Source organism: Candidatus Sericytochromatia bacterium, from assembly GCA_035285325.1.
Lineage (GTDB): Bacteria > Cyanobacteriota > Sericytochromatia > S15B-MN24 > JAQBPE01 > JAYKJB01.
Map to the genome: position 1 here is coordinate 18,905 of JAYKJB010000082.1, position 16,019 is coordinate 34,923.

At 64.9% G+C, this 16,019-nt stretch carries 12 protein-coding genes; 4 read left to right on the top strand and 8 right to left on the bottom strand.

Annotation, left to right across the window (positions count from 1 at the left end; translation table 11 throughout):
• Window positions 1-53: 53 nt before the first annotated feature.
• Together VKP62_10780 and VKP62_10785 are read right to left on the bottom strand one after the other, a co-directional pair.
• Window positions 54-1,595, bottom strand: a complete 1,542-nt coding sequence (locus tag VKP62_10780; GenBank protein ID MEB3197676.1) for a tetratricopeptide repeat protein — start codon at window positions 1,593-1,595, stop codon at window positions 54-56.
• A 122-nt stretch (window positions 1,596-1,717) separates the two neighbouring features.
• Window positions 1,718-2,308 (bottom strand): SIS domain-containing protein, encoded by a 591-nt coding sequence (locus VKP62_10785; protein ID MEB3197677.1) that lies wholly within the window; start codon window positions 2,306-2,308, stop codon window positions 1,718-1,720.
• A gap of 363 nt (window positions 2,309-2,671) precedes the next feature.
• Here VKP62_10785 and VKP62_10790 point away from each other — a divergent pair, with 363 nt between their 5' ends.
• Window positions 2,672-4,033, top strand: a complete 1,362-nt coding sequence (locus VKP62_10790) for a DUF3370 domain-containing protein (protein ID MEB3197678.1) — start codon at window positions 2,672-2,674, stop codon at window positions 4,031-4,033.
• Window positions 4,034-4,157: 124 nt separating this feature from the next.
• Window positions 4,158-4,811, top strand: a complete 654-nt coding sequence (locus VKP62_10795) for a hypothetical protein (protein ID MEB3197679.1) — start codon at window positions 4,158-4,160, stop codon at window positions 4,809-4,811.
• A 107-nt stretch (window positions 4,812-4,918) separates the two neighbouring features.
• Here the strand turns inward: VKP62_10795 and VKP62_10800 are convergent, their stop codons facing one another.
• From VKP62_10800 to VKP62_10825, 6 genes are all read right to left on the bottom strand, one after another.
• Window positions 4,919-5,899, bottom strand: coding sequence for a C1 family peptidase (locus VKP62_10800; GenBank protein MEB3197680.1), 981 nt, complete (start codon window positions 5,897-5,899; stop codon window positions 4,919-4,921).
• 164 nt (window positions 5,900-6,063) lie between these two features.
• Entirely contained in the window at window positions 6,064-6,465 is a 402-nt protein-coding gene (locus VKP62_10805) for a hypothetical protein (GenBank protein ID MEB3197681.1), read from the bottom strand.
• 184 nt (window positions 6,466-6,649) lie between these two features.
• Window positions 6,650-7,414, bottom strand: coding sequence for a hypothetical protein (locus VKP62_10810; GenBank protein MEB3197682.1), 765 nt, complete (start codon window positions 7,412-7,414; stop codon window positions 6,650-6,652).
• Window positions 7,415-7,625: 211 nt separating this feature from the next.
• Window positions 7,626-8,684 (bottom strand): phosphotransferase, encoded by a 1,059-nt coding sequence (locus VKP62_10815; GenBank protein MEB3197683.1) that lies wholly within the window; start codon window positions 8,682-8,684, stop codon window positions 7,626-7,628.
• Window positions 8,685-8,692: 8 nt separating this feature from the next.
• Complete coding sequence (locus tag VKP62_10820) at window positions 8,693-12,391, bottom strand: AAA family ATPase (protein MEB3197684.1); 3,699 nt, start codon at window positions 12,389-12,391, stop codon at window positions 8,693-8,695.
• Between the two features lie 13 nt (window positions 12,392-12,404).
• Window positions 12,405-14,024: a family 10 glycosylhydrolase gene (locus tag VKP62_10825; GenBank protein MEB3197685.1), complete on the bottom strand. Its 1,620-nt coding sequence runs from the start codon at window positions 14,022-14,024 to the stop codon at window positions 12,405-12,407.
• A gap of 224 nt (window positions 14,025-14,248) precedes the next feature.
• On the opposite strand from VKP62_10825, the gene VKP62_10830 reads away from it, so the two are divergent.
• The gene (locus tag VKP62_10830; protein ID MEB3197686.1) at window positions 14,249-15,439 is read left to right on the top strand and encodes a family 1 glycosylhydrolase; all 1,191 of its coding nucleotides are present in this window, start codon (window positions 14,249-14,251) and stop codon (window positions 15,437-15,439) included.
• 56 nt (window positions 15,440-15,495) lie between these two features.
• The gene (locus VKP62_10835; protein MEB3197687.1) at window positions 15,496-16,005 is read left to right on the top strand and encodes a hypothetical protein; all 510 of its coding nucleotides are present in this window, start codon (window positions 15,496-15,498) and stop codon (window positions 16,003-16,005) included.
• Window positions 16,006-16,019: the final 14 nt, after the last annotated feature.

Sequence of the window (16,019 nt, forward strand, 5' to 3'; positions counted from 1 at the left end):
CGCATCTTATCCAATACGAACGGCCCTCACAGGGCAATGGCGACGCTTGAGCATCAGGCCCCTTGCAATGAATGCTCTCCGACGGCTGTGTCAGCCGAGCCCTTTAGCCGCCGAATGCGAAGCAAAGCTTTTTCTCGTTCCGACGTCAGACCAAGTTGCTGTGCAGCGGCCAACACACCATACCAGGCGTCCACGTCGGAGTCATCCCTATGGACCGCGAGTTGAAACCACTCGAGGGCCTGATGATAATTCTCCCGGGTCAATTCGAATTGGCCGAGGTTGATCAACCCATCTTGCTGCGTCCAGGTACCTTCTCGAACATAGCCGGCAAGTTGGTCAAAGACCAGGCTGGCCTCACCCAGACGATTCAAGCAAAACAAAACCGCGCCGTGCAGGTGAAGGATACCGATGTAAAGCGGAAACAATTTGCGCGCCCCTCTCAAGGCTGACTCAGCCTCTTCAAGTCTGTGTTCAGCACTCAAAACACGCGCCCAGACTTCGTGGCTTTCAGGAAAGTTCGGGAATCGCTCAAGCAAATCTCCGGCGATTTGCTTGGCAGCGCTGAGATCTCCCGTCTTCAAAAATTCCATCGCTTCGGCAACATGTGCCTCGGCGGCATCACTGGTCAACCGCAAGCCTTTCGCGAACCGTTGCTGACTTTCCTCATCGCGATCAGCAGCCGCCCATTGCCGCAGCAATTCGGCGGCCCTTCTTTCGACCAAACGGTAAACAGAATCGCCAGCATCACGCGGATTTGACGTGCGAAGCCGTTTCGACTGGCGCCGTTCAAGTTGAACCAACTGAATCTTCCGCATCGGGGGTAATTGAGACGACTCTCGCCAAACCGCATGCAGCGTGTTGACCGCCTCAGTCAGGGCAGTGTCATCGTCGTGCCTAGTCGGAATCAGTAATTCGCGCAAGCGCTCAGATTCCTTCACGCGAACAGGGAACGTACAGTTGAAGAACTGCTCCCAGAACAAGAGATTCTGCATCCGTTGCGTTTCCCCTATCTGGACCCGCAAGGTTGATTGAAGAGGATGGAAGCGCCCAATCATCTGAGCCAATGAATTAAGCCAGGTATCATCGTACCAAAATGGAAAATACTCCGTAAAAATTCTGCCCAACGCGTTTGCCCATTCAGCACTGATCAAGAAAGTTGAGGCGAAATTCTTACCATTAATCTGATCCCTGAGAAAAACCAAGGCTAACCGGTCGGGGTAATAAGAGAATGCTTGCCTGACCTCCTCATCCCATCCAAAAGTCTCATATCGCAACTTGTCACCACCTGGGCAATAGATCCCAGGATTACTCGTGCAGGCCCGTCGCAATGTGTTGCAAATTTCGCCTTGTGTCAGAAGTGGGGGACCTTCGATCACGTGAACTTTTATGATAGGACCCACGAGTTTCTGCAGATCCAAACTTTCTGACTCGTCATCGTTGTCCCGGTACACCCATACATCAATCAAGTCTGGACGGGCGACGGTGTCGCGAACGGATAGCAGATATCGGCCAAGGGCCTCCGGACGTCCCCTGGATGCCACCAAGACACTGATGAAATCGGGGTTGTCCACAGGTTTAACAACATCGAGTGGCATCAAGACCTCATTCTCGGACCTCGACACGTCCGTCAACTCAGGGCGGCCTTGTTCAGAATCTTCGACAACACCGCCAACGCTCTTGAGTTCTCAGACGGAAGCGTTTCAGGCGATTCTTTGTTCTAGAGGTTCGGGAACATGATGCGTTCAACGAGAGCCACCAAGCTGTGTTCGATGGAGAGAAACGTCTCCTGGATAAGTTGGGTGCTGCTTGAGGGAACGACCACAAAGACATCCGCGGACATGCTTCGGTCCAAGGTTTCCCCTGCTAGGAGAACGCCTCGCATCTTCATACGGCACGCTTCCTGCAACGCCAGCGCGACGTTGACCGAACGACCGCTGGTGGAAATTCCAAGCAATACATCACCGGGGGAGCCCAACGCTTCTACCTGACGCGCAAAGACAGTGTCAAACGATTCATCGTTGGCGTGAGCAGTCAACACTGAGGTGTCCGTGGTAAGCGCCAGCGCTGGCAACCCCCTTCGCACGCGCCGCAGATCCAGTCGACAAACAAATTCCGCAGCAAGGTGCTGACAATCTGCAGCACTGCCTCCATTGCCGCAGATCAACAGCTTGTGCCCCCTAATGAAGGCATCGGCAATCAACGTCGCGGCCTCCAAGACCGAATCCAAGGAGGTCTCAAGCGTGCGCTGCTTCAACGCCGCACTGGCCAGAAAATGCTCGATGACACTCTGTTTGGCAGCTTCAATCACGGGATTCAGCGAGCGCCCCCTGGGGGGGCAAGTGGGGAAGGTCTCATCGCCACGTAGTGGCGCGGGGACTTATGTTGTACACACGGTCTGCCTACAGAGCGAGTCAGAATAGGCTCCGAAACACTCATTTCACTAAACCAGAAGAATCCCGTGCCTCCTGGTGCACAATCACATTTTCTCGACGAGGCAAATACTCAGGTGTACCATGTCCGGACGCCATTTGAACACGGGATGCTTGGCCAGTACACCTCTCGTGTCGGAAGCGCCTTGTTGAGCCTTCACACCCTGATGCCAGTCAATTCACCCCCTTTCAGCACTGCGCACACAACTCGGCTGCTGTGCGCTGTCCCGCTGACTTTTCTGATGCTGTTGGTCTCGCTCCCAGCCTGCGCCCCCCTGACCGAGCACCTGCAACACGGCGATCGCCCCCCCGGCATGCCCCGCCCGCCGAGCACGACCCGCGCCGTCCCCACGGCGATCGCCCCCTTGCCAGGCCGGCTCGACGATCGCCCCGTGTTCAACAGCAACTCGCCGGAAATCATCACGGAACCCGGCATCACGCTCTCGACCATGCGGCCGCTGCCTGGCGCGCCGCGGGAGGCCTTTCTGTCCCACCCGGTCAGTGGTCTGTTCACGGTCTTTTCGCACCACATCGCCAAGGACGCCCGCCCCGGCGATCGCCTGCTGGTGCTGGGCTTGCTCGCGCACAATCGCACCAACCGCATGCTCTCGATTTCGTTGCTGGCGGGCAGCAGCTACCTCAGCCAGCCGGAGGCCCCTTTCGTGCGCCTGCCGAGTCTGGTGGCGGCCCCGACCGGTGGGGTGTTTGCAGGCCCGGGCGATCGCGTGGCGGGCGACCTGTTGCGCGGGGATTCCGGGCTGACACGGCAATCGTGGCGACTCGCACCCGGCAGCAGCCAGTTGCTCTGCGCCCAGCCGATTCCCACCGATGTCGCCATTCCGCCGCCGATCAACGGTCGCACCACCCAGTTGCGCCTGTGGAGCAGCGGGGCCACGCATCTGTCGGAAGTCGCACTGTTTGCCGCGAAACGTCCGGATGGATCCTTCGAGACACCCACGCTGGCTGACTTCGAGGCCGTGTTGCGTCGCGGCCAGCGCGCGGGCCCCCTCGAGCCACCGGCCACACCGCCTCAGGCATCCCCGTCGACCGGCGCCTTCCGCTACGGCCGGGTGGCCGGCGTCACGCAGGGGGATGCCTGGCGGGGCGACCTGACCCGCCCGGTGGCCCGCCTGGCCGCCGGGGAGCGCATCGGCTTTCCGATTGCCGCCGTTCTGCGCAACCGCCTGGGCACCGAGCAGGTGCAAAGCGCTCCGTTGCGCGTGCGCTACCCTGACAGCGCCTACGCCGGTCACGGCAACTATGGCGTGCTCTATCGCCTCAGCCTGCGCCTGACCAACCCGGATGCGACCCCGCGCGCCTACACCGTGCGGCTGTCTCAGCCCCTGCGGGTGGAACCCGGGTCCACCGCGACACAGACGATCTACCTGGAACCGCCGGAGCCGGCCGTCACCTTTCGCGGGCTCGTGCGGGTCGATGAGGCCGGTGCGACACGTTACACCCACCTGGTCTTGCGCCGCGGACAACAAGCCGCCCCCTTCGAGACGATCGCCGTGGCGGGCGGGGCCTCTCGCAAGTTGGTGATCAGCCTGATCTACCCGGCCGATGCCACCCCTCCCCAACTTTTAACGATCGAGCGGATTTAGCAACAAAGCCGCGAAAGCCCCGTCCCTGCACCATAACAACCCGCAGGCCAGGTTAGGTGATGCATGTCACCGGGTAGGCTAAGGTTGTCCACATACGCGTCACCGACGCTCGGGTGCCCAGGGAATGATTCGTCCAATCACATGGGGAGCAGCTTGCTGGGCCCTGATCACCGCTCAGGCGATCGCCTCGGCTCAGGCCGTCTATCACGTCGAGAAAGACGTGCGCCATCAAGGGGCCGCCTGGAACAACAGTTCGGACCCGGGGTTGGGCGCGGTCCGACCTGTCTCTGGCTTTTATCGGGACATGCTCGAGCGCGACGTGCAGCTGCACGCGTTTGCGTGGCGCGATGGCTACAGCACCACGGACGGCCAGCCGACCTACAGCGTGCAAGTCAGCCTTCACCGCGAACCCCCACCCCAGACACGCATCCCGGACGTGACGGTGGGCGAGCAGGTGGTTCTCGCTCGGCCCCAACGCAGCCTGGAGTGGCGCATCCCGATCGTGGCCGCGACCTATTACATCTTCCCGCAACACGCCAATGTGCGTTCAGACCCGCCGCTGGCCGTGATGACCGGCAAGAAACCGGAGGATGGTTTTCGCGCCAGCATCTCCGGCCTGACCTCGCGAAATTTTCTGGTGCGTGCCCTGGTCCAGCATCAAGGGACGGATGGCGTCGTCGAACACAACTTCCAACGGAACTACGTGTTCCGGCCACCCACGGTGGAGGTGGTCGATGGACGTCACGAGGCCTACGAACTGTACCATTGGTTCTGGTAGACCGGTCTGACCTCGGCCGAAGGGATCCACACCTCTCGGCGTTGTGAGCCACGAAAATGCCGCTCCGGGGGGAGCGGCATTTTTGTTTAAAATCCAGGGGGGGGCGGCTATTCGAGGGTCCAGCAGTCCCCGTAGAAGTAAGAGCCGACGTAGTTGCTCACGAAGAACTTGTAGGGCATCCAGAAATGCCCCTTGACGCCCCAGTCCGTGCCCCAGGAATTGCGAATCAGGAAGGCCTGTTTGGCATCGTCGTAGCCCACTGCCACCACGGCGTGGCCGCCTTGAATCTCCTCATTGCGGGCGGGCATCGGCATCTCGCCCGATTCGGCCACGGCCTTGGTCATGAACGAGTCGTACAGGATGATCGGCAGCAAGAACGGCTTTTTGGCCGCCAGGGCGCTCTTCATGCCTTGCAGGGTCTTGATGCGGGCCTTTTTCTTCATGCGCAAGTTCTGCGCAGCATCGAAGTGGGCGGCGGTGGCGTCGTAGGCCAGACCAGCCTTGCCATCCGCATAAGGCACCAGATCCTCGGTCACGCAGCCCACCTTGACCGCGGTCGCGGCTGCCAAGGACATGAAGGCGCCGGTGTCTTTGCGGGTGGCCTGACGAGTGCCGTTCGCTTCCATGTCCTTGCGTTCGGCGTAATAGAAGAACAAGGGTGCCAGCCGCTGTTTGCGACGCTTCCCTTGCAAGTTGAGCATCGCCTCCATGACGGCCGTCGCAGCAAAGGCGGAACACGAGCCCAGGCCCCCCTGATTGCGCACAGGGTCGAACGCGGAGCGCAGATCGACCTGCTTGGGCAGGGCCCGACCCCGACCGCCCATGATCGACACCCCCAGCAGGTCTGACTCCTCCACGCTGAGCGTGTCCTCGATGCTCTCGTGCCCCACGCGGCCCTTGGGTTCAGGCAACAGACCTGCCACCACGGTTCCGATCGGCGTCTTGAGATGGCGCGCTTCCTTGGGCGCGCCAAGCGCGGAGACATCCCCCGCGCTGGCGGAAACCGCCGTCAGCTGTTGCGTGGCGGTGCCGCAACCGGCCAGGCAGAGAGCGGCGGAAACAAAAAGAGACAGCGAGCCACGAGCCATGGGGGCGTTCTCCTCCGACAGGGGGGTGTTCATGAGCTGTATCGCCCCGAAGCGGTCGACTTCTGCTGACTTTAAACCGACCTTTGTCGATTCTTAATTCGGGAAGCCCCTCTTGGCGAGGAAACACAGCCGGAGAGAATGTAGGGGCGCGCTGGCCAGCCCGATCAGGCCCAGCAGTCCTCTTCCACGAACAGAGCGCGGGGGTCGGACGCATAGCGCGCCGTCCAATCCTCCCCTTCCTCCGACAACACCCGGCAGGGCCACGTCGCCAGCAGCCAGCTGACGAGGGGCTCGAGCACCCTGAGAATCTCGGCCGGCGCATCCTGGTAGACCTCCACGGCCGCCGGATGCAGCGTCAACAAACCTTGCGTGTCGAGCGGCGTGCGGGGTTCCATGCGCAGCTTGGCCTCCAGCCAGCGGGCCATGCCGGCATCCGCCGCGACGACCCAGCTTCGATCCCGCGGGTCGGGGTGGCGGAAGGCCTGCGGCAACGCCTGCAAGCGGGCTTCCAGCGGGGACAAAAAGTCCGCCTCCGGGGGAGGCACAAGGAAGTAGTGGACCTGCACGCGGTCAACATACCCGCCGCCGCAAGCCGGACGCGCGCGCGTCGAATTTCATCGCGGCGACCAGGGCAACGAATCAGCAGGCCATGCCTCTGAGGACGCGCTTCAGAAGGTCACCTTGCCAGATTGGAGCAGCGGGGTTCAGACGCGACCGCCGTGGCGGGGCGGACTCATCCGGGCGGAGGGCTCAACGCAGGTTGACGTGGGTCCGCGCAGCCAGGTCGTCCAGGAACCGCTTACCGGCGGGCGAAGCGGCCGGGAAGGGGTTGCGGGCGTCCGAGGCCCACTTGGGCAGGGGATTGCCGGCGAAATCGACCTTGAAGGCTTCGTTGTTGAAGTCGTGACCGCTGGAGCCCGGGGGATACAGCACGGACACGCTCAGGTGAGGGGCCGGGCGGTGGCGGCTGGTCGGGTCGCCTTCGGGCTTGATGCGCACCATCCCCCCATCGCGGTGGGTCCAGACCTCCATCGGGACAGGACGCCCGGTCTTGGGGTTGAGCACGGCTTGGCCGGTCCGCACATCCTTGATCACGCCCAGCTCCCGCAGGAAGCCGCGACGCTGCAATTCCTCGCGAATCTCGGCCGCCGCCTTGCCACGCAGGTCCATGCCTTGCACCGACTTGCCGAGCATTCCCTGCGCGTAGGCCTTGAGGGCCTGCTCGGTCCGCGGCGTCATCTGCGTGCTCCAGATCAGCGAAGGATTCTTGGCCACCAGTTCCGCAAAGCCCAGGTTCTGATCGGAGAGGGCGCGGGAGGCCGGCGTGGAGGTCACCCCGTGGCTGCGATTCAGCAGGCCGGTGCCGGGGCGAGCGGCCTTGACGAAGGCATCGCGGTCGACGTGCTTGGCCGCCTGAGGAACGGCGCGCTGAGCGGCTTTGCCAGCGAACGCATCCTTGACCTCGGCCGCCACGGCCCGTCCGATGTTCAGCTTGGAGAAGAGGTTGATGCCCATCGCCGGCTGATTCCCCTGCACACGTTCACGACACTCAGGGTCTTTATGGAGCCGGCACCGCCAAAGCTGACGGCGTTCGAAGCAGAATTAAACGACTTTTAATGCAACTCAGGAGATCAGGCTCGTGGGCGTTGCCAGGAAGGTTTCAGCCGAGCAGAGCAACCATCCGAGGAGACGCCCTGCGCCGCCCTTCGGGAGGCGGGAGAGCGCGCTAGACGAGGACCTCACGCCAGCCAGGATGCTGTCTGAAATACTGGCGGGTGGCCACCAGCAGGTCCCAGAACAGGGCGGCACGCGATTGATCGCCGCGCTGCAGGGCGTCGGCGACCGCGCCCAGGTAAAACTCGACCCGCGCCGTTTCCATCACCAGTGGCAGGGCCTCGCGTTCAGCCAGCAACAGGGGCCGCTCGGTCTGGTAACCGGCCAGAAACGACATCAGGTCGCGATGGTTGGGCTCGCTGCGACCCGCCAGGACTTCCGGCCAGTTGAACCCCACTGGCAGCAACGCCAGCGCCAGATCGAAGACCCAGGGCCCGACGTTCCACATCCCGAAGTCGAGCACATCCGACACCTCGGGCCCCTGCCAGAACAGGTTCCGCTTGATCCAATCGCCATGGATCACGCCCACCGGCCATTCCTCGGAACTCTCGGCGATCGCCGGCGCCAGGGCCGCCACCTCATCCAGCAAGGCCGGCCACTCGGGACGCTGGGTGACGTAGGCCTCCAGGCCCGGCAACCCAGCCACCAGCGCACGCAAGGCCTCGCGCACATCCGCGGCAAACCAGATGCGGTACTGCGCCAGCAGGCCCTTCATGGGACGCGGTGCGGGCAGCGGCCCCTCCTGAGTCACCAGGTGGAAGCGCGCCAGCCATTTGCCGGCTGCCCGGGCCTCCTCCCGGTCGTCGAACGGCTCGAAAACGGGGCGATCGCCGTAACGGTCTTCCCCACTCGCCAGGGAGAAGATCGCATAGGGGCTCTCGGCCAACCAGGTGATCGTATCGCCGCGGTTGTTGGCGTGGATCATGGGCGTGGGGTAGTGCGCCGCCCGCAGTTGCAGCACGATCCCGTGCTCCCACAGCAACGAGTGGGCGTCGACCTGACGCGGGTCGTAGCGCTTGGCAAAGAAACGCCCCGCGTCCGATTCGAAGACACACGCGGCGGAATTCTCGCTCATTCCGTTGCGCAGGATGCCCCGATAAGCACCAAGCCCGGGATAGCGTCTGACAATTTGCGCCAGCGCGGCGCCTTCGATCTCTGGTTTGCCTTGCACGAAAGTTCTCAGTGTGGTCGTTCTAGTGTATCACGGGCCACGCCGCTGCCATCCAGGACACGCTGGCGCTCCCGATGATGGAAGAAGGCCTGTCGTGCGGGTTCTTCCAGCACCGCCACCTGTTCCCAGAGCAAGGCGCGCGCCCGGGAAATCAGGGCGCTCGCGGCTTGGACGGTGGGATGCGCCCGGGCCTGGCCGAAGGCGGCGATCGCCTCGACCACCGGAGACCCGATCGCGCGCGCCACCTCGGCGACGGCCTCAAATTGCACAGTGGCCTGGTTGGCCTGTCCTTCAGCCAGGGCGAGTTCGCCGAGCACGGTGCGCAAGACCGCCTCGTGATAGCGCGTGCCGATGTCGCAGGCCAGCGCCAGACCCGCCCGCGCCTTCGCCGCCGCCTCGCGGGGATCATCCGCCAGCCAGGCCACCAGGGCGCCGGTCGCCAGCAAGGCGACCTCCAGCCCTCGCCCGGGCCGCACTTGCTTCAGTTCGTCGGCCCGGGCCAGGTAGCGCGCGGCCTGCTCGAAGTCGCCACGGCGAGCTGCCAGTTCGGCCAGGAAAGCGCAGACCCGACTTTCCGGCTCGCGGTCCCCCGTCTCCTCCATGTGGGCCAGCAGGGTACCAGCGGTGGCTTCAGCCGCCTCGAACTGGCCGAGGTGACACTGGGCCCGCACCCGATACAGCAGCACCTGCGCCTCCATGTAGCGGTGCTGGAGGTCTCGCGCGATCGTGAGGGCCTCGTCCAGCTCGCGCTCGACCCGTTCGAGCCGCCCCGCGTGCATGCGGGCCACAGCGTGCAGGCAGATCGCCATGCCCTTGGTGTAGCGCGAGTTGAGCGTGGCCGAAACGGCCTTGGCCTCCGCGGCGTGGCGCTCCATCTCACTGAACTCGCCCAGTTCGTAAGCCGTGATGGCGAGGTTGAGACAGGCGATCGCCAGTTCGTCACTGGCACCGATCTCGAAACAGATCTGGCGGTTGCGGGTGAAGGTACGCTGGGCCGCCCGATGGTCGGTCAGCAAGTTCTGAGCGGTTCCCAGGAAGTTGAGCGTGGTGTTGAGGGCGATCCAGTCGCCCAGTTCGGCCAAACAGGATTCGGACTGCTCCAGATAGGCAATCCCCTGCGTCACCCGGGACGGAGCCGACGCCACGTAGAAGTAGCCCAGCATGCCGAGCGCCTCGCCTTCCTGGCCGGTGAAGCCGCCCCGCCGGGCGCGCTGCAGGGCCTGTTCGGCCGACTCGCAGGCCAGCTGAATGTCCCCCTGAAAATAGGCGATGCGCGCGGCCAGGGTGAGCGCCCGCGTCGCGCCGGCCTCGTCGTTCACCTCATCGGCCACGGACCTGGCGCGTCGCACGCAATCCAGAGCCGCCGAGAGATTGCCGAGCACCTGGTGACAGCGCCCCAGCCAGTTCAGCAGGTAACCTTGCAGGCGGCGGTCCTGGGCCGCCTCAGCCAGTGCCAGGGCCTCGGTGTAGGCCAGTTTCGCCTGGTCGTTCCGCCCCATCACGCGGTAGACGTCGCCCAGGGCCTGCAAGGCCCGCAGCCGGGCCCCCGAGACGCCCTCCGCCCCGGACTCCGCCTCGATCAGCTGGAGGCAAGCCGCGAGGAAGTGCTGCGCCTGGACATTGGCAAACAACGCGGCGTGACGCTCGCCCGCTTCGAGGGCCCAGGCGACGGCGGCCGGGCCCCGCTCGCCGGCCAGCGAGTGATGGGCCAGCGCCGTGACCTGGTCGAGCGGGATTTCCAGGGCCCAGACGCGGGAGGCGATCAGTTCTCGCCACGTCCCCCCGACAGAAGCCTCGAGGGCCTCAGCCACCCGCGTGTGCAGGGCGAGTTTCTGCGCGGGCGGCAGTTCGGAGACCAGCAACTCGTTGATCAGATCCTGGGAGAAGGCGTAGCCCCCCTCCTCGCTTTCGACCAGCACCTGGGCCCGCGCCAGACTCGCGACGGCGGCGAAGAGCTCCTCGTCGTCCAGCCCAGCCACCTCGCGGAGCAGGTCCAAGCTGAACGCCCGGCCGATGATGGCCCCCGCAAAGGCCACCTGCTGCGCTTCGGGCGAGAGGCCGCGGATGCGCCAGGCCAGCAGCCCGGCGACGCCATCGGGAAGTTCCTCGGCGGCAAGGTCGAGCTGGGTGTTCCAGTTGCCACGCACGAACTGCAGCGTGCCGCTCTGAACGAGGTGCTCCAGCAGGCGCTCGATGAAAAAGGGACTGCCCTTGGCCAGACGAGCGACCGTGTCGACGAAGGCCGGGGCCACCTCGATCGTGCCCAGCATGGCCGTGATCATGCGGCGGGCGGCCTCCCGAGACAGCGCGGAGACCGGCAGCAGCGTCAGATCGGGGGGTTCGAAGGCCGGCACCTCGCGGCTGCTCATGATCAGCAGGAGGGGTTCGTTCGGGATGTTGCGCAGAATGTAATCCAGCAGTTCCCGGGACAGCGCGTCGGCCCACTGCCAGTCCTCGAGCACCAGCACCAGCGGCTGCTGGGCCGCCAGACAGGCGAGCAGCTCGGTGATGGTCGCCTGCGTGCGCAGCTTCTCCTTGGTGGGACTATCGAGGGCGGGGGCCGGGGCGCCCCCCAGCTCGGGCAACAGCTGCACCAGCAGGGGCGCATAAGCGGCCAGCACGCCCGGCAGTTCCCGCTGAATGGTCGGCAGCAGTTGCCGCAAGGCCATCACCCAGGGCTCATAGGGCGCGCTGCCGCGCTCAAAGCTACGTCCGGTGACGCTGAGCAGGTCGGCGAGCTGGACCTTGAAGCGAAATTCCTGCAACAAACGACTCTTGCCGATGCCCGGCGCGCCCGCGACCAGCACGCCACCACCTCGGCGCGCCCGCAGCAGAGCCTCGAGCTGGCCCTCCAGCAAGCGCATCTCCTGCTCACGACCGATCAAGGGGGAACTCAGCAAGCGGGCCCCGACCCGCTCCACAACGTCGGCCCCGAGGGCCTCGAGCACCTGTTGGGCAGACTGGAAGCGGTCCAGCGGGTTCTTGGCGAGCAGACGCAGCACCAGCCGGTCCATGGCGGGCGAGATTTCCGGGCGACGAATGGAAGGCGGTTCGGGAATATCCTCGATGTGGGCACGCAGCATCTCGCGCGGCACCTCACTGGCAAAAGGCAACTGGCCTGTGAGCAGTTCATAGGCCAGTACCCCGACCGAATACAGGTCCGTCCGCTGGTCGATCGCGCCCCGCCTGATCACCTCGGGCGCCAGATAGGCCAACGTGCCATTCACGAAGCCCCCGGGCGGCCTGGCAAAGTCCATCAGGCCGTAGTCCATCAGCTTGACGCTGCCGTCCGGCCGGACCCTCACGTTCTCGGACTTGACATCGAGATGCACGAACCCGAGCTGGTGGATGTAGCTGAGGGCCGCCAGCAACTCGGTCAGAACGGCCACCACGCGCGCCTCCGACAAGGGCAGCTGTTCGTGCAAGCCCCGCCCGGGCACGTACTCCATCGTGAAGTAGGGCTCCCCATCCGGCGTGACCCCGTAGTCGTACACCGCGCAACAATGCGGGTGACGCAGCTGGGTCATCAGGCGAAATTCCTGCTTGAACTGCAGGACCGACTTCTCGGATTGCCGGAACTTTGGCGCGATCAGCTTGAGCGCCGCTTCCTGACCAGTCAGCAGGTCCAGCACCCGCGACACGTTGCCCATGGCCCCCCCTCCCAGGGGTTCCAGCACCTGATAGCGGTTGGCGAGCAGCACGGTCACGGCGCGAGCTCCCTCAGGGCAGCGGGCGAGGCGTCACGCTCGCGTCAGCGGTGGCCTGGATCACCATGCGGGCCCGCGGACCTTCCTGCGCCTGCCGGTCGACCCCCGCCACGTGCAACGCTTCAAGCGCCTCCGGCCCTTTGAGTGGAAAACGCCATTCCACCCGCGTGGCCGGGGCAATCTCGGTCTTCCAGCGCCCGCCTTGACGGGCATAGACCGTCCACAACCAGGGCACGGTGCCCGGTCGCGGCGAGATGGTCACGTTCAGAGCCTGGCGCTCGGCATCCTTGGCCATAGCCAGCCGGGGAACGGCCGGCGGTTTACCCGCCAACCAGGGCGTGGCCGGCATCAGGGCCGGCAGCTTGTAGGCCTCGCCCCGCAACAACGGCCCGACCCCCGGTGGCTCGTCGGCCATGGCCTTGATGCTGAAGTGAATGTGTCCGCTGGCCCCGGGCTGGAGGCGCGTCCAGTTGATCTGATAGGCAATCTGCCGGGCCACAAAGCCGCGGTCGCCCGCCTCGCGCACGCGGCTGGTGAACAGGCCGGGCCAGATATGGCGTTGGTGCGTGTTCTGCTCCACCCACCACTTGAGCAGAATCGGGTAGGACTGATCCGGATTCTCGATCGACCAGTAGAGCTGCGGCGCGAAGTAATCCACCCAGCCACGCGCCAGCCAGAGCCGCGCATCGGCATAGATGGCGTCATACTGGCTCATTCCCTTGATCTGGGCGGGATGGCCCGCCTTCCAGATGCCAAAGGGACTGATGCCCAGCTTGACCCCCGGTTTTTCGAGCTTGATCGCCTGATACAAGCGTTTGACGAATCGATTGACGTTGTCGCGCCGCCAGTCGTCGCGGGCGAGCTTGCCCCCACCCGTCTGGTACCTGGCGTAGCTGGCGTCATCGGGGAACGGAATGTAGAGGGGCTTGCCCTTCGCATCCGAGGCCTGTTTGCCGTCGAGGCCAATCACCGGCTCCCGGTAGGGATAAAAGTAGTCGTCCATGTGAATGGCGTCGACGTCGTAGCGCTTCACCACGTCCATGATCACGCCGAGAGAGTGTTCCTGCACCTCGCTCTCGCCAGGGTCAAGCCAGAGGTAGCGCCCGTATCGCTTGACCAGATGGGGTTTGCTGACCGAGATGTGTTGGGGAGCTGGATCCGATTGCCCGTCCTCCAGCACCCGTGCCCGGTAGGGGTTCAGCCACGCGTGTAGTTCCAGGCCACGCGCGTGCGCTTCCTCGACGGCAAAGGCCAACGGGTCATACAGCGGCTCCGGCGGAGTGCCCTGACGGCCCGTCAGGTACTCGCTCCACGGCTCCCGGGGTGAGGCATACAGGGCGTCACAGGCGGGACGAATTTGCAGAATCACGGCATTCAGGCGCAACGAGACGGCGCGATCCAGCAAAGCCTGCAATTCGGCCTTCTGGCGCTCCACCGGCAAGCCGGGGCGGCTGGGCCAGTCGATGTTGGACACCGAGGCGATCCACGCCGCGCGGCACTCCCGCGCCAGCTCGGGCGGCTCCTGGCCCGTTTCGCCGGACGCATCCAGTGCCTGGGCGGCCACGCTGCCGGGCAAGGTGGCCACGGCGCAGGCGAGGCCCACAAGCGCACGCAGGTAGATTCGATTGAACATCCCCTGGAATTCCTTTATCCGGCCCGCCCGGCGCAAGCGCCTCCACCCGCGTCACCCCCTTAACTTTAACAGGCCGGGGCCGCTTTTTGCGGGCGGGCTCGGGCAAACTTGCGGGAGGCACCGCCGGATGCTGCCGGGACACGCCATGGTGCAGGTGGTCGAAGCGGGGTGTGGCCCCTCAGGAAGTACTGTCCAGGCCACGGGGAGGGTGTTACGATGGGCCCATGCTTGCCTCCAGCGAGCCCCTGTGGGGGGTTGCCATCTCCAGCCACCAGAACGATGGCGGCGCGCCCGCTTCGGACTGGACGATGGCCGAACGGGCCCGCTTGTTGCCGGTGGCCTCGGGGCTTGGGGCTGACTTTCGCCGCTACTGGCGCGACGACCTTGACCGCCTGAAAGACGAGATCGGCGCCAACGCGTTTCGTTTCAGCGTCGAGTGGGCCCGCGTCGAGCCGGAGCCGGGCCGCATCGATCCCCAGGAGATGGACTTCCTGCTCAAACTGCTGGAAGGCGCCCGAGACCGTGGGTTGGCGGTGATCCTCACCCTGCATCACTTCACGTCACCGAACTGGCTACACGGCCTGCCCGGCGGAGGCTGGGAAGGTCTGGAAAGCACCGCCCGCTTCGAACGCTACACCCGTTTGATCGCACGCGAGTTCGGTCAGGCGGTGCGCTACTGGCTGACGTTCAATGAACCGACCAATTTGCTGGTGGGGGGTTACCTCTCGGGTCGGATGCCGCCCTTTCGCAAGGGTCCGCTGGCCCTGGGCCGCGCGGCCAGGCATCTGGTGCTGGCCCACGAACGTGCCTACGAAGCGATTCACGACCTGCACTCGGCGGCCATGGTATCCGTCAGCGAATTTTCCGGCATCCTGAGGCTCGGCGTCGGACTCGATTATCAACCCGGACACCTGCTCGATGGTCTGCGCACCAGAGGGCAGGCCGCCGCGAGCGGGCTGACGTTCCCGCACCTGGATTACATTGGCCTGCATTACTACGGGGACATCCCGCCCTTGGAACTGATCCATTTTCCGCTGCGGTTTCACCGTTTCCCCGCGCGCCCTGAGGGGTTTGGGCGCCTCATCCGGCAAACCTGGGCGCGCTATCGTCTGCCGATCCTGATCGGCGAAAATGGCCTGGCCACGCGCAACCACGCAGCTCGCCCGGACGGCTGGACCTCAGACCGGTACCTGGAAGCCCACGTCGCGGAGGTTCGCGCAGCCCGGACGGCAGGCATTCCCATCCTGGGTTATTGCTGGTGGACCCTGACGGACAATTACGAGTGGGGAAGCTTCGACAACCGCTTCGGGCTCTATCGCGTGGAATGCGCCAGTGGCGACTACACCCGCCACGCCACCCCCGCCGTGGCGGCCTTCCGCCGCGCCATCCGGCAGGAAAGCGGCCACGAGGATTGACGGCGACGCGCCGATGAGGGCGCAAGGGGGCCGCGCTGTCCGGGTACACAGCCGTCATGTCCCGGCCCCGCCCTCTCTGGTTGCCCCTGCTTCTGAGCCTCACCTGCTGGCTCACGCAGCCTTGCCAGCCCGCCCTTGCGCTGGGCCAGGTGGTGATCTTCCGCGATGCTGACCTGGCGGAACACTACCGAGTCCTGGCGGCCAAGGTGACCAAGCTGCAGTTGCGCGCGGCGGCCGATGAGGACATGCTGAAGCGCCGTGCCAAACCGCTCACGTGCCGGGCCACCATCCGGGAGGTGTACCCCCCGGAGGACACGCAACTGGATCCGGACGCCTGCCGCGTGGTGCTGGCGCTGACGAGCGTGAGTGGGCACGCCGCGACCGACCTGCCGGCGATCGCCTTCTGGGTGCCGCGCCCCCGCGCGCTCTCCCTGAAGCGCAACGAACCCGTGAGTTTGAGCGCGCAGGTGGTCGCCATCGAGCCCAACGGCGCCGTGGCGATTGAGATTCAGGCCCCGGTCGGCTGGCTGGACGTCACGGACCAGGCCCTTCCCTCCCCCCCTTGAGTTCCCCCGCGGGA